Origin of the sequence: Pseudomonas sp. P20 (assembly GCF_016463925.1) — a bacterium.
GTDB lineage: Bacteria > Pseudomonadota > Gammaproteobacteria > Pseudomonadales > Pseudomonadaceae > Pseudomonas > Pseudomonas aeruginosa.
In genome coordinates, this window is record NZ_JAEMVM010000002.1 from 558,436 (window position 1) to 570,970 (window position 12,535).

The 12,535-nt window shown below is 68.6% G+C and carries 13 protein-coding genes; 3 read left to right on the top strand and 10 right to left on the bottom strand.

All coding sequences use genetic code 11. The annotated features are described in order from the left end of the window. From JHD77_RS03545 to JHD77_RS03570, 6 genes are all read right to left on the bottom strand, one after another. Positions 1-1,884 carry an AAA family ATPase gene (locus JHD77_RS03545; RefSeq protein ID WP_074231242.1) on the bottom strand — a complete coding sequence of 628 codons (1,884 nt, stop codon included), beginning with the start codon at positions 1,882-1,884 and terminating at the stop codon, positions 1-3. A 188-nt stretch (positions 1,885-2,072) separates the two neighbouring features. Further along, positions 2,073-3,020: a Dyp-type peroxidase gene (locus JHD77_RS03550; RefSeq protein ID WP_023086103.1), complete on the bottom strand. Its 948-nt coding sequence runs from the start codon at positions 3,018-3,020 to the stop codon at positions 2,073-2,075. A gap of 88 nt (positions 3,021-3,108) precedes the next feature. Then, a complete protein-coding gene (locus tag JHD77_RS03555) occupies positions 3,109-3,648 on the bottom strand; it encodes a hypothetical protein (RefSeq protein ID WP_031755803.1) in 540 nt (179 codons plus the stop codon). A gap of 74 nt (positions 3,649-3,722) precedes the next feature. Further along, positions 3,723-4,001 carry a hypothetical protein gene (locus tag JHD77_RS03560; RefSeq protein ID WP_003119461.1) on the bottom strand — a complete coding sequence of 93 codons (279 nt, stop codon included), beginning with the start codon at positions 3,999-4,001 and terminating at the stop codon, positions 3,723-3,725. A 29-nt stretch (positions 4,002-4,030) separates the two neighbouring features. Continuing rightward, positions 4,031-4,423 (bottom strand): GFA family protein, encoded by a 393-nt coding sequence (locus JHD77_RS03565; RefSeq protein WP_003114392.1) that lies wholly within the window; start codon positions 4,421-4,423, stop codon positions 4,031-4,033. Positions 4,424-4,454: 31 nt separating this feature from the next. Beyond that, on the bottom strand, positions 4,455-4,934 hold the full coding sequence (locus JHD77_RS03570; RefSeq protein ID WP_003114391.1) for a VOC family protein: 480 nt from the start codon (positions 4,932-4,934) through the stop codon (positions 4,455-4,457). Between the two features lie 192 nt (positions 4,935-5,126). On the opposite strand from JHD77_RS03570, the gene JHD77_RS03575 reads away from it, so the two are divergent. Beyond that, positions 5,127-5,765, top strand: a complete 639-nt coding sequence (locus JHD77_RS03575) for a DUF6348 family protein (protein WP_003090593.1) — start codon at positions 5,127-5,129, stop codon at positions 5,763-5,765. Positions 5,766-5,976: 211 nt separating this feature from the next. On the opposite strand, the gene JHD77_RS03580 is transcribed toward JHD77_RS03575, so the two are convergent. Continuing rightward, positions 5,977-6,663 (bottom strand): type 1 glutamine amidotransferase domain-containing protein, encoded by a 687-nt coding sequence (locus JHD77_RS03580; protein WP_031755804.1) that lies wholly within the window; start codon positions 6,661-6,663, stop codon positions 5,977-5,979. Between the two features lie 99 nt (positions 6,664-6,762). Continuing rightward, positions 6,763-7,251: a MerR family transcriptional regulator gene (locus JHD77_RS03585; protein WP_003090587.1), complete on the bottom strand. Its 489-nt coding sequence runs from the start codon at positions 7,249-7,251 to the stop codon at positions 6,763-6,765. A gap of 232 nt (positions 7,252-7,483) precedes the next feature. Here JHD77_RS03585 and JHD77_RS03590 point away from each other — a divergent pair, with 232 nt between their 5' ends. Together JHD77_RS03590 and JHD77_RS03595 are read left to right on the top strand one after the other, a co-directional pair. Further along, positions 7,484-8,314 carry an alpha/beta fold hydrolase gene (locus tag JHD77_RS03590; protein WP_003101542.1) on the top strand — a complete coding sequence of 277 codons (831 nt, stop codon included), beginning with the start codon at positions 7,484-7,486 and terminating at the stop codon, positions 8,312-8,314. A 126-nt stretch (positions 8,315-8,440) separates the two neighbouring features. Further along, positions 8,441-9,676: an NADH:flavin oxidoreductase/NADH oxidase family protein gene (locus JHD77_RS03595; protein ID WP_003101540.1), complete on the top strand. Its 1,236-nt coding sequence runs from the start codon at positions 8,441-8,443 to the stop codon at positions 9,674-9,676. 14 nt (positions 9,677-9,690) lie between these two features. On the opposite strand, the gene fdxA is transcribed toward JHD77_RS03595, so the two are convergent. Together fdxA and JHD77_RS03605 are read right to left on the bottom strand one after the other, a co-directional pair. After that, positions 9,691-10,029, bottom strand: coding sequence for a ferredoxin FdxA (fdxA, locus tag JHD77_RS03600; RefSeq protein WP_003090580.1), 339 nt, complete (start codon positions 10,027-10,029; stop codon positions 9,691-9,693). 16 nt (positions 10,030-10,045) lie between these two features. Beyond that, positions 10,046-12,355, bottom strand: a complete 2,310-nt coding sequence (locus JHD77_RS03605) for a molybdopterin oxidoreductase family protein (RefSeq protein WP_003090579.1) — start codon at positions 12,353-12,355, stop codon at positions 10,046-10,048. Positions 12,356-12,535 lie beyond the last annotated feature (180 nt).

A 12,535-nucleotide genomic window follows, 5' to 3' on the forward strand; every position in this document is an offset into this window, starting at 1 on the left:
TCAGCGGCGTTCCAGGGTCAGGCCGTCGGCGTCCAGGGCGCTGATCAGGAAGCGCTCGCCCGGCTGCGCGTCCTGGTCGAACAGTGCCCGCGACAACGGGTTGAGCAGGCGCGCTTCGAGCTGGTTGCGGATGCCGCGGCCGCCGTTGGACAGGTCGCCCAGGCAGAGGTCGTGCAGCGCCTGGCGCGGCGCCTCGGCCAGTTCGATGACGAGGCGCTGCTCGCGGAGGTCGGCGAAGGTGCCGTCGACCATCTGGGTGAAGATCTGCTCGGCGACGTCGGCGCGGATGAAGTCGAAGACGATGATGTTCTCGCCGATCCGGTTGAGGATTTCCGGGCGGTTGAGAACCAGCTTGAAGTAGCGCTCGATCTCGCCGTGGACCTTGCCCTGCACCGCCTCGAAGGGCTCGCCGGGGAGCACGTTGGCGACCCGTTCGCCGTTTTCCCCCTGGCGGTAGATGCCCAGGTTCGAGGTGAACACGATCAGCGCCTCGGAGAAGTACACGCGATCGCCGCGTCCGGAGGTGAGCACGCCGTCGTCGAGGATCTGCAGGAACTTGTCGAGGATCCGGGGGTGGGCTTTCTCGATCTCGTCGAAGAGCACCACGCTGAAGGGTTTTTCGCGGATCGCGTTGGTCAGTTCGCCGCCGACGTCGTAGCCGACGTAGCCGGGCGGCGCGCCGATCAGGCGCTGGTCGGCATGCTCGGCGCTGAACTCGGACATGTCGAAGCGGATGTAGGCGCTCTCGTCGCCGAACAGCAGGCTGGTGACGGTCTTCGCCAGCTCGGTCTTGCCGACCCCGGTGGGCCCGGCGAGGAAGGCCACGCCGCGCGGGCGGTTGCCCTTGCGGCTGGCGCCGACCCCGGTCATCGCGCGCTTGACGATGTCCAGCATGTGGGTCACCGCGTGCTGCTGGCCCTTGACCCGGCGGCGGACGATCTCGTCGGCCTGGCGGATGCGCTGGCGGTCGATCTTCAGCCAGGGGTCTTCGGTGACGCCGACCTTGTAGCGCCGCACGGCGTCGGCGATGCGTTCCATGGCCAGGCCTTCCACGCGCGCCAACTGGACGATGGCGTTGAGATCGAGGAGCAGCAGGCCTTCGGTGTTCTCGACGAAGGTTGCGGCGGCCTGTTGCAGGGCCTCCTCGGCGACGCCCGCTCCGCCGAGCCCGCGGAGCAGCGCCGGGGCCAGGGCCCGGCGCGCCGGCTGGTCGGGCTTCGACACCGGGATATGGCGCAGGCGCGGGTTGTCCACCAGCAGCCAGTCGGGCAGGTCGCCTTCCTTTTCCACCACCCACAGTACGCTGTTGAAGAACGGTTTGCGCTGTTCCCCGGCGGGACGGCTGCGGGCCTGGTGGGAGAGCACCAGGGCCTGGGTGAACAACTGGTGCTCGGCGGCGCTCAGGGCGTCGTTGCGCACCGCCAGGCGCGAGGCGAAGTCGACGATCAGGGCGATCGGCTCGCCGCTACGGTTGACCAGGCGTTGCAGGGTCGCGCCGAGCAGGTCGATGCCGGCCGGCGCGGCGCCGTCCACCGGGGTCAGGCCGAGGTCGAGAAGCACCTGCGGAGTGGCCCCCGCCTCGCTGCCCGGCCGGCCGAGCACGCGGAACCCGGCCAGCGGATCCCAGGCCAGCACCTGGGCGTAGCCGGCGTCCAGCAGGACGTCGCAGAGGGTCTGGTTGAAGCTCTGCGCGGTGACCGTACCCGGCACCACTTCGCAGGCTTGCAGGTCGCGGATGTTCCCGGAGAGGACGAATTGACTCTTGAGGGGCAGGAAGCGCAGGAGGTCGCGCAACCAGCGTGGCTTTTCGAACAGTGCAGTCCCTGGCATCGATAGTCGCTCACAGCGTGTGTCGTGGCCACAGCATATTGCCCCGAGGGCCATGTCTCCAACCCTGACCTCGCCGGAGGCGACGAAACCTGCCAGTCAGGCGTGCGCTGCGCGGGTGGCCTTTCCTCTGCCCGGCTCGGGCGCACCCTCGTTCCACCCATGCTCCGCAGGGAATCCGCGCCGCCCGCTGGCACTTGGCGCAGGCGCCGCCGCATGCCGGCGGAGAGAGCGGCACCCGCCGCCTACGGTGCCTTGTCGGCCAGTGCCTCCAGCAGGTCGGCGGAAGGTACGAAGAACAGGCTGCCGGTCACCGCCCTGCTGTAGTCCAGCAGGCGGTCGTAGTTGCCCGCTGGACGGCCGACGAACATGTTCTCGAGCATTTCCTCCAGTGGCTGCGGCGAGCGCGCGTAGCCGATGAAGTAGGTGCCGAACTCGCCGGAGCCGGGACGGCCGAAGGGCATGTTGTCGCGGAGGATCTTCACTTCCTCGCCGTCCTTGACCAGGGTGGTCAGGGAGCTATGCGAGCAACTCGGCTTGAGCGCTTCGTCCAGCTCGATGTCGGACAGCTTGGTGCGGCCGATGATGCGCTCCTGCGCCTCGGTGGTCAGGCCGTTCCAGCCGGCCATGTCGTGCAGGTACTTCTGTACCAGTACGTAGCTGCCGCCGGCGAAGTCCGGGTCCTCGTCACCGACCAGGGTATGGCGGGCGACGTCGCGACCGGTCGGGTTCTCGGTGCCGTCGACGAAGCCGACCATGCTGCGCATGTCGAAGTAGCGGAAGCCGTGGACCTCGTCGACCACCTTGACCGCTGTGCCGAGCCGGCCGAGCAACTGGGTCGCCAGTTCGAAGCAGAGGTCCATCTGTTCGGCGCGGATGTGCAGCAGCAGGTCGCCCGGGGTGGACACGGCGACCCGCTCGCCGCTGCCGATCTCGCGGAAAGCGTGCAGCGACGCCGGGCGCGGCGAGCCGAACAGGCGTTCCCAGGCGGCGGCGCCGAAGCCGGTCACGCAGGACAGGTCGCCGCCCGGCACGCGCTTGCCGACCGAGCGCACCAGCGCCGCGATGTCGCCGCACAGGGCGCGCACGGTGGCGGCGGGTTCCTCGCCTGGCGCCAGGGTCGCGACGAGGAAGATCGCGCTGCGGGTGATCGGGCTGTCGACCGCTTGGGGTACGGGGGATTCGTTGGCCATCCGGGTGTGACCTCATCGAAGCTGGAAAGGCGAGCCTAGCAGAGTCGGAGCACGCTCTGGCTGTCCTCGATCAAGGCCTGCCCGGGGTTCAGCCGTCGTAGCTCCGGCAGCCCCAGCGGAACGCCTGCGCCGCCGCCTCGATCCCGCGCCCGATCACCAGGCGCGGCGGGCTTTCGTCGAGGCCGGGACGCGGCGACAGCGGCCGGCTGTAGAGCACCTCCAGCTCGCCGAAACCATCCAGCGCGGCGCGTTCCGCCGGGTGCGGCGTCGCGCCCTGGCGCCGGGCGAAGTCTTCGAGGTCGCCCTCGGCGTAGGCCATCACCAGCACACCGCTGTCGCCGTGTACCCGCACCGCGTTCACCAGGCTGCCGTCGATGCGCAGCGGGGTGGCGAAGCGGTAGAGCAGGTCGAGGGTCTCGCCGGGCGCGCGATCCAGCGCTTCGACGCCCTCGGCGCGCAGGCGCTCGGCGGTTGCGCGGTCGCGGCCGTCGGGGAAGTCGCCGCGGCAGTGCAGGGCGTCGGCGAACAGTGCGGTCAGGTTCGGTGCTGGCGGGGCAGGGGACGTGCAGGCGGCCGGCAGGAGCAGCGCCAGGCCGGCGGCGAGACGGAGCAGGTAGGGGCGGGTCATGTAGCCTTCCGTTGGCGGACAGTGCGGTGGGAGGAATTGCCAGCAGACGCTTCCGCGATACTGGCGGCCTGCGCTCAGAGCAGTACGGGCAGCGCGTCTTCGCCCAGCCCCGCTTCCCTCAATCGAGCCCTGGCCCTGGCGGTCGCGCGCACGGCGTCGAGGTCGCAGCCGCGAGGAATATAGACCGGATCGAAGCCTTCGAGCACCAGGTAGGTGGAGGCCTGGCCGCGGGCATTCAGGTAGGCGTTGAAAGCCTGGTCGGCCGGGCGCAGAAAGACATCGCACCAGTACGGCAAGCGCTGCGCGAAGAGCGCCTTGGCGATCTCCAGGTGCTCTTCGAACAGTTCGTCCATGCTGCCTCCCTTCTCCTGCTGGAACAACGTCACTCTTCGCTGCGTCCGTCGCCTTCGCGATCCCTTTCATAGTGCCGTGCCAGCGGAAACGCCGGCAACCAGCCCTCGCGGCGGACGGTCCAGAGTTCGTAGGTGGGCTGGAACCGGTCGGGAGCGTCGAGGGCGCCGAGGCTGACCTCGATCTCGTCGGCGCTGCGTGAGAATACCGAGGAGCCGCACTGCGGACAGAAGAAACGCCCGGCATAGTCGCGGGTCTCGCCTTCTATGCTCACCGCCTCCTCGGGAAAGATCGCCGAAGCGTGGAATAGCGCGCCGTGGTGCTTGCGGCAGTCGAGGCAGTGGCAGAGCCCGACCCGGTAGGGGCGGCCGCTCGCCACCAGGCGGACCTTGCCGCAGAGGCAGCCGCCGGTGAATCGATCCATTTCGTGACTCCTTTGCAAGGCGTTGGGGCGTTCAGCCCTTGAAGGCCTTCTCTATGGTGGCGATATCGATCCTGCCCATCGTCATCATCGCCTCGAAGGCGCGCCTGGCCGCCGCGCGGTCGGGGCTGGCGATGGCTTCGCTGAGTACGCGCGGGGTGATCTGCCAGGAGATGCCCCACTTGTCACGGCACCAGCCGCAGGCGCTTTCCTCGCCGCCATTGTCGACGATAGCGTTCCACAGGCGGTCGGTCTCGGCCTGGTCGTCGGTGGCGACCTGGAAGGAGAACGCTTCGCTGTGGCGGAAGGCCGGGCCGCCGTTGAGCCCGAGGCAGGGAATGCCCATCACCCGGAACTCCACCGTCAGTACGTCGCCCTCCTTGCCGGAAGGGTAATCGCCGGGCGCGCGATGGACAGCCAGCACGGCGCTGTCGGGAAACGTCTCGGCGTAGAAGGTCGCGGCCTCCAGGGCGGCGCTGTCGTACCAGAGGCAGATGGTGTTCTTGCTGTTCATGGCGAGGTCTCCACGGGCGGGGTCGACCCCGCCAGTCTAGTCGGCTGGCGTGCGGCGACCTGGGCAGGCGCCGAACGGGAGGTCGCGCCGCGAGTGCCGATCTGCGCTACCCTATGCCGCGTTTCGCCCAGCCTCGCCGGGCTTTCCGGGCAGCGCCTCGGCGGCGCGCCCTCGACCATGCAAGGACAACCCATGGAAGCGGTCTCCGTCTCGCAGCATCTGGCTGCTCTGTTCGAATCCCACCGGATCGAGTGCGTCGTGCACGGCGAATGGGTGGCGCCAGCCGGGCGGCTACCGGCGATCCGCGCCACCTGGTATGCGGGGGAGAAGACCGGACGGCTGGATGTCGACGTGCTGCTGGAGGACGAGCGCCAGTTGCAGGAAGCCTTCGCCGGCATCGGCAGCGGCGAGGACGGCTTGCAGGACGCGTTGCGTAACTTCGCCTCCAACTCTTTCCACGTGCTGCTTTCCGCGCTCTGGGGCCAGGCCGAGGAGGACCAGGTGATGGTGGAGACCTGGGAGATCGGCGAGCGGCGTTTCGAGGTGCATATCGGCAACCTCGGCCTGCGCGGCGCCGAGGGCAAGGCGCCGCCGCTGCCGGCCGGGCTGTTCCCGAGCATCGAGCGGGCGATCCGCGCCGAGCCGCTGGACGCGCGCCTGCACTGGTTCCGGCATTTCTTCTGTGCCTTCGGCAACCAGCGCACGGTGGAAGCGCTGTTCGACAACCAGCCGTGGGAGGCCGGCATGCAGAACCTGGCCGCTCTCGACTGGCAGGATTCGCAGGGTTACTACAGCGTGCGCAACTTCCTCATGCTCAAGCCGCTGGCGTAGGCCGCCGCGTCGCGAAGCCCGCAAGGCGGAACCGGTCGATGGCAGCTCCATCCATGTCAGGTCGCCCTTCGACGAGTTCGACCCCTACCACACGACCAGCACTGCGACGATCCTGCGGCCCCTGGCCGACGGGACGATGCAGAATCGTTCTTCATCGGCAAGCGGCGCCATGACTTCCAGATGAGGCGCGCGCAGGACTGACACGCCGCGTTCAGCCGAGCAGGGCGGCCACCTGCTCGGCCGTGGCCTTGGCCGACTGCGGGTTCTGCCCGGTGACCAGGCGGCCGTCGACCACCACCTTGCTGGTGAACGGCAGCAGGCTTCTTTCGTAGAGCGCGCCGCGTCGTTTCATTTCTTCCTCGACGTTGTACGGCACCTTGCGGGCGACCCCGGCGAGCACTTCCTCGATCCAGGAGTAGCCGGTGAGGCGGCGCCCGGCGACCAGCAGGCGGCCATCGTCCAGGCGTGTGTTGAGCAGGCCGCAATAGCCGTGGCAGACCGACGAGACGATGCCGCCGCGCTGGTAGATCTCGCGGGTCAGGTGCTGCAGCCCGGCGTCGTCGGGGAAGTCCCACATCACGCCGTGGCCGCCGGTGAAATAGATGGCGTCGAACGCCTCCGCGTCGACCTGCTCGGGAGCGGCAGTGTCGGCCAGCAGCGCCAGGCGCGTCTCGTCGGCCAGCCAGGCCTTGGCGCTGGCGTCGGCGTGGGGCCAGCCGAGGGCGCGCGGCTCCAGCGGCGACTCGCCGCCGCGTGGGCTGACCAGGCGTTGCTGGTAGCCCCGAGCGGCGAAGATCTCGTAGGCATGGGTCAACTCCGACAGCCACAGCCCGGTGGGCTGGGTCGGATCGGCATAGTGGGCGACGTTGGTGACGACGTGCAGGATGCGCGTGGTCATTGCGTTGACCTTCCTCGGTGAGTGATCCCGTCGGCAGCCGGTTTCGGCAGGCTGTCCGGGTGGGTTGGCGTCACTCTAAGATTCAAGTCGACTTCAAGGTCAAGCGTCGGAAAGCCGCTGCTCCGCCGGCGTGGGAGAGGACCCCCGCGAGCGGGTTTGCCGTGGACGCCCGACCGTCTGTGGAGGGCCTTCCTCGCGCAGGCGCTCCAGCACGCGCTGGGTGTTTTCCGTGCACTGCAGGCCGTCCGGCTTGTTCTCGATGCTTTCGATGGCCACCAGCAATTGCGCCTTGTTCTGTTCCAGGCGTCGTTGCAGGGCCTCGATCTCGGCCACCTTGCGGCGCAAGCCTTCGAGCAGCTCGCCGTGCTGCCAGGCGCCGTCGCCGCTCGGCAGCAGGCGAGCGATCTCCTCCAGGGAGAAGCCGGCACCCTGGGCGCCGGTGACCAGCTCCAGGATCCACACGGTGTCTGCCGCATAGTCGCGGTAGCCGTTGGCCTTGCGCTGCGAGCGGATCAGGCCGCTGGCCTCGTAGAAGCGGATGCGCGATGTCGCCAGGCCGGTGAGCTTGGCCAGTTCGCCGATTTTCATGTCGCACCTCGAAACGCGTTGACCTTCAAGCCTACTTCAAGCCTAGGGTGGTTTCACGACCGGGCGACGAACTCGCCTCCATCGACGGGTTCGCCAGGCCGCATGGGCGCTACCGCCGGTCGCGTTTTCCTCGTCCAGGCGGCGCAACGCAGGCGGCTTTCTACTCTACACAGGGGACGGCGGCCGCAGGGTGGCGCCGTTGCCTGCATCCACACCGATCGGGAGAAGCGACATGGGTTACGTGACAACGAAGGATGGCGTCGAACTCTTCTACAAGGACTGGGGGCCGCGCGACGCCCAGGTGATCTACTTCCATCATGGCTGGCCACTGAGTTCCGACGACTGGGATGCGCAGATGCTGTTCTTCCTCGCCGAGGGCTTTCGCGTAGTGGCCCACGATCGCCGTGGCCACGGTCGCTCCAGCCAGGTCTGGGACGGCCATGACATGGACCACTACGCCGACGACGTGGCGGCGGTGGTCGAGCGCCTCGGGGTGCGCGGGGCGATCCATGTCGGCCATTCCACCGGCGGCGGCGAGGTCGTCCACTACATCGCCCGCTATCCCGACGACCCGGTGCCGAAGGCGGCGATCATCAGCGCGGTACCGCCGCTGATGGTGAAGACCGAGGGCAATCCGGGCGGCCTGCCGAAGAGCGTCTTCGACGATCTCCAGGCGCAGCTCGCGGCCAATCGCGCGCAGTTCTACCAGGACATTCCCGCCGGCCCGTTCTATGGCTACAACCGTCCCGGGGCGCAGCCCTCGGAAGGGATCGTCCGCAACTGGTGGCGGCAGGGCATGATGGGCGGCGCCAAGGCCCACTACGATGGGATCGTGGCCTTTTCCCAGACCGACTTCAGCGATGACCTGAAGCGCATCGACATCCCGGTGCTGGTGATGCATGGCGACGACGACCAGATCGTGCCCTACGAGAATTCCGGCGTACTCTCGGCGAAGCTACTGCGCAACGGCACGCTGAAGACCTATCCGGGGTTCCCGCACGGCATGCCGACCACCCAGGCCGAGGTGATCAACGCCGACCTGCTGGCCTTCATCCGCGGCTGAGCGCGCCGGGGGCCGGGGCGCGCTCCCGGCACCCGGTCAGGGCCCGGGCTGCGCGGCAAAAAAAGCGTTGACCTTGAAGTCGACTTCAATCTTATCGTCGGGCCACTGTCCTCATGAGGTAGGCCCATGAACCTGTTCGACACGCTGACGCTTCCCAACGGCTCGACCATTCCCAATCGCCTCGCCAAGGCCGCCATGGAGGAGAACATGGCCGATGCCGCGCAGGCCCCCTCCGAACGCCTGATGCGCCTCTACCAGGCCTGGGCCGACGGCGGCGCCGGGCTGCTGATCAGCGGTAACGTGATGGTCGACAGCCGTGCCATGACCGGCCCCGGCGGGGTGGTCCTGGAAAACGACGCGCAACTGGAGAAATTCCGCCGCTGGGCGCGCATCGGGCGTTCCGCCGGCGCGCAGTTCTGGTTGCAGATCAACCATCCCGGCCGGCAGATGCAGGCCAATCTCGGCCAGCAGGCCTGGGCACCCTCGGCGGTGCCGCTGGAACTGGGCGGGATGTCCAGGCACTTCGCTACGCCGAAGGCGATGGACGAGGCGATGATCGCCGAGGTGATCCAGCGGTTCGCCCGCAGCGCCGGCCTGGCCGAGCGGGCCGGCTTCAGCGGGGTGGAGATCCATGCCGCCCACGGTTACCTGCTCAGCCAGTTCCTCTCGCCGCTGAGCAACCGCCGCAGCGACGCCTGGGGCGGCTCCCTGGAGAATCGCGCGCGCCTGCTGCTGGAGATCGTCCGGGCGGTGCGCGCCGAGGTTGCCCCTGGCTTCGCGGTGGCGGTGAAGCTGAATTCCGCCGATTTCCAGCGCGGCGGCTTCAGCGCCGACGATGCCCGCGAGGTGGTACGGATGCTCGATGGCCTGGGCGTCGACCTGGTCGAGCTGTCGGGCGGCAGCTACGAGGCGCCGGCCATGCAGGGCGAAGCACGCGACGGGCGGACCCTGGCCCGCGAGGCCTACTTCGTCGAGTTCGCCCGCGACATCCGCGCGGCGGCGCGGATGCCGGTAATGGTCACGGGCGGCATCCGCCGGCGGCCGGTGGCCGAGCAGGTGCTGGCCAGCGGGGTGGACATGGTCGGCATCGGCACGGCGCTGGCGATCGAGCCGAACCTGCCGCGCGACTGGCGCGCCGGCAAGGATTCGGCGCCGCAGTTGCGGCCGATAACCTGGAGGAACAAACCCCTGGCCTCGCTGGCGAACATGGCCGCGGTGAAGTTCCAGCTGCGCAAGCTGAGCCGGGGCAGGGCGACCAACCCACGGGTGTCGCCGCTGTGCGCGTTGCTCGCGCAGCAGGCCGGCGCGCTCCTGCAGACCCGCCGTTACCGGCGGCTCATGCGTTCGCGCGCCGAAGCCTGAGCACCGTCAGCGCCTCAGGCGCCGTTGCGGTCGAGTTCGGCCAGCTTGCCCGGCAGGCCGAACCAGGCGTCGTGGTCGTCGGGCGCCGGCTTCTTGCGGGTGATCTGCGTCCAGTTGGGATGCGCGGCGAGTTCGCCGTTGAGGGCGATGAACTGCCGTTGCCCGAGCGGCACCTCGTCCTCGGCGCGAATCGCGGCGACCGGGCATTCCGGCTCGCAGAGCGCGCAGTCGATGCATTCATCGGGGTGGATGACGAGGAAGTTGGGGCCTTCGTAGAAGCAGTCCACGGGACAGACTTCCACGCAGTCGGTGTGTTTGCAGCGGATGCATTCTTCCAGCACGACGAAGGTCATGATCGTCCTCCCTGGCTCAGGCGTTCGTAGCGGCGGGCGTCGCCAGCCGTTCCAGGCGCGCCGGCACGTACTTGTGCCAGGGCGTGCCGGCGAGGAAGTCGCGCTGGGTGCAGTCGGTCACCTCGTTGGGCGCCACGCCCCGGCGCACCACCTCGCCCTCGGCGTTGCGGTAGTCCAGGCCCTGGCCGTTGGGCAGGGAGATATTGCCCGGCTGCATCATGTCGCTGATCTCCACTTCCGCCTCGACGTCGCCGCGGCGGGTCACCACGCGCAGCACCTCGCCGTCGGCGCAGCCCAGCGCCTCGGCGTCCTGCGGGCTGATGCGCAGGGTGCCGTAGCGCCCGCGGCGGTGCCAGCCGGTGTCGCGCACGGCGGTATTGCTGGTGTCGCTGCGCCGCTCGCCGGCGGCGAGGATGAACGGGTAGGCCGGATCGTGGGGTGGCGCGCTGTGGGCGAGCTTGGCCAGTTCCGGCAACAGTTCGGGGATGTGCAGGTTGATCCGCTGTTCGGGACGGGCGACGGCCTGCCAGCTTTCGGCGTAGGTGGTTTCGGCGAAGACCACCCCGGACGGGTTGTCGAGCATGGCCTGGAACAGGCGGTCGGCGGCCAGCGGCGGCAACCCGTCGAAGCCGGCGCGGGCAGCGGTCTTGCGGTTGTTCAGCACGTGCAGTTGGCAGATGCCCCAGATCGCCGCGGCCGCTTCCATGCCGGCGGGCAGGGTCGGGCCGAGGGTACGGTAGAGCAGGACCGGCGCGTATTTCATGACCTTGGGGCGGGTCGCCGCGGCGGCGAGGAAAGCCGCCGAGAACGCCTTGCGCCCGAGCTTCAGGGCCAGGCGCAACGGCCGGTAGTCTTTCTCGCCGAGCACCCCCATGGCTTCCAGCAGGCGGGCGTGGATCTCCGCTTCCGGCAGGGTGCCGGGGCGCGCCGGGAACAGCGGCGCGCGCAGATGGAAGGCGTTGCGCGGGAATTCCAGGTTGAAGAAGGTCGCCTCGGCTTTTTCGAACTGGCTCGCCGCCGGCAACACATAGTCGGCATGGCGCGCGGTCTCGGTCATGGCCACGTCGATCACCACCGACAGCTCCAGGGCGCGCATGGCTTCGCGCATGCGCTGGCTATCGGCCAGCGAATGCAGCGGGTTGCCGGTCTCCACCAGCATGGCGCGGTAGCGCTTGGGATGGTCGGTGAGGATTTCCTCTGGAATCACGTTGCAGGGAATCAGGCCGATGATGATCTTGGCATTGGCCACCGGGCTGCGCTTCTCGACGCGTGGCGCGCCCTTCTTGCCCATCGAGGTATCGCCTTTGCTGGCCTTGGACAGCGAGAGGAAGGGCACGAAGGCGTTGCTGGTGCCGGGGCGCCCGTAATGGCCGGTGAGCAACCAGACCAGGCGTTGCAGGTAGCTGCCGAGGGTCGAGTGCAGGTTCATCTGCATGCCCAGGTCTTCCAGCGCCGATACGCTGCTGGCGCTGGCGATCCGCCGGGCGGCGGCGCGCAGCTTGTCTTCCGCCACCCCGCAGGTCTCGGCGCAGTAGGCCACCGGGATAGCGTTCAGTTCGTCGACGATGTGCTCGTAGCCGCTGGTGTGCTCGGCCAGCCAGTCGCGCGCCAGCAGCCCGTCCTGGACGATGATCCCGACCAGCGCCGCCAGGCACCAGGCGTCGGTGCCCGGACGGATCTGCAGGTGGAAGTCGGCCAGGGCGGCGGTTTCGCTCAGGCGCGGATCGATCACGATGATCGAGCGTGCGGGGTCCTTGGCCATGGCGTTGAGCAGCACGCGGGCGCGGGCGAAACCATGGGATTGCCAGGGATTCTTGCCGATCAGGATGGCCACCTCGCAATGCTCGAAGTCGCCGTGCACGCCGGTACCGAACATCTTGCCCTGGACCCAGAACTCGCCGGTCTTTTCCTGGGCCAGGGCGTTGGAGCGGTACTTCACCCCGAGGGCCTTCAGCGTGCTGTCGCCGTAGGCGCCGCCGAGGTGGTTGCCCTGCGCGCCGCCGCCGTAGTAGAGGATGCTTTCACCGCCATGCCTGCGCTTGATGGCGAGGAATTTCTCCGCCACCTCGCGGATCGCCGTGTCCCAGTCGATGGCTTCGTAGCTGCCATCGGGGCGCCGGCGCATCGGCGTGTCCAGGCGGTCGGCGCCGTTCTGGTAGTAGTCCATGCGCTGCGATTTCTCGCAGACGTAGCCCTGCGAGGCGGGGTGGTCGTCATCGCCGCGGATCTTGCTGATGCGGCCATTCTCGGTCTGCACTTCCAGCCCGCAGTTGAGGCTGCAGAGGATACAGGCGGTCTTCTTCCATTGCGGGGACGGCGTAGTCACGGTGTGTTCCTCGTTGTTGTCGTTGCCGGCGCAACCTGGGGCGCACCCCAGCCGTGCGGGCTTCGTTCTTTCGGGACTGCCTGACGCTGTGCTGCAAGGACGACGCGCGGGCGGCACACGGAACCCCGTCGTATCGGCCTTTCCCTCTCATGCTCGACGCTTCTACAGTTCCGAATCGGA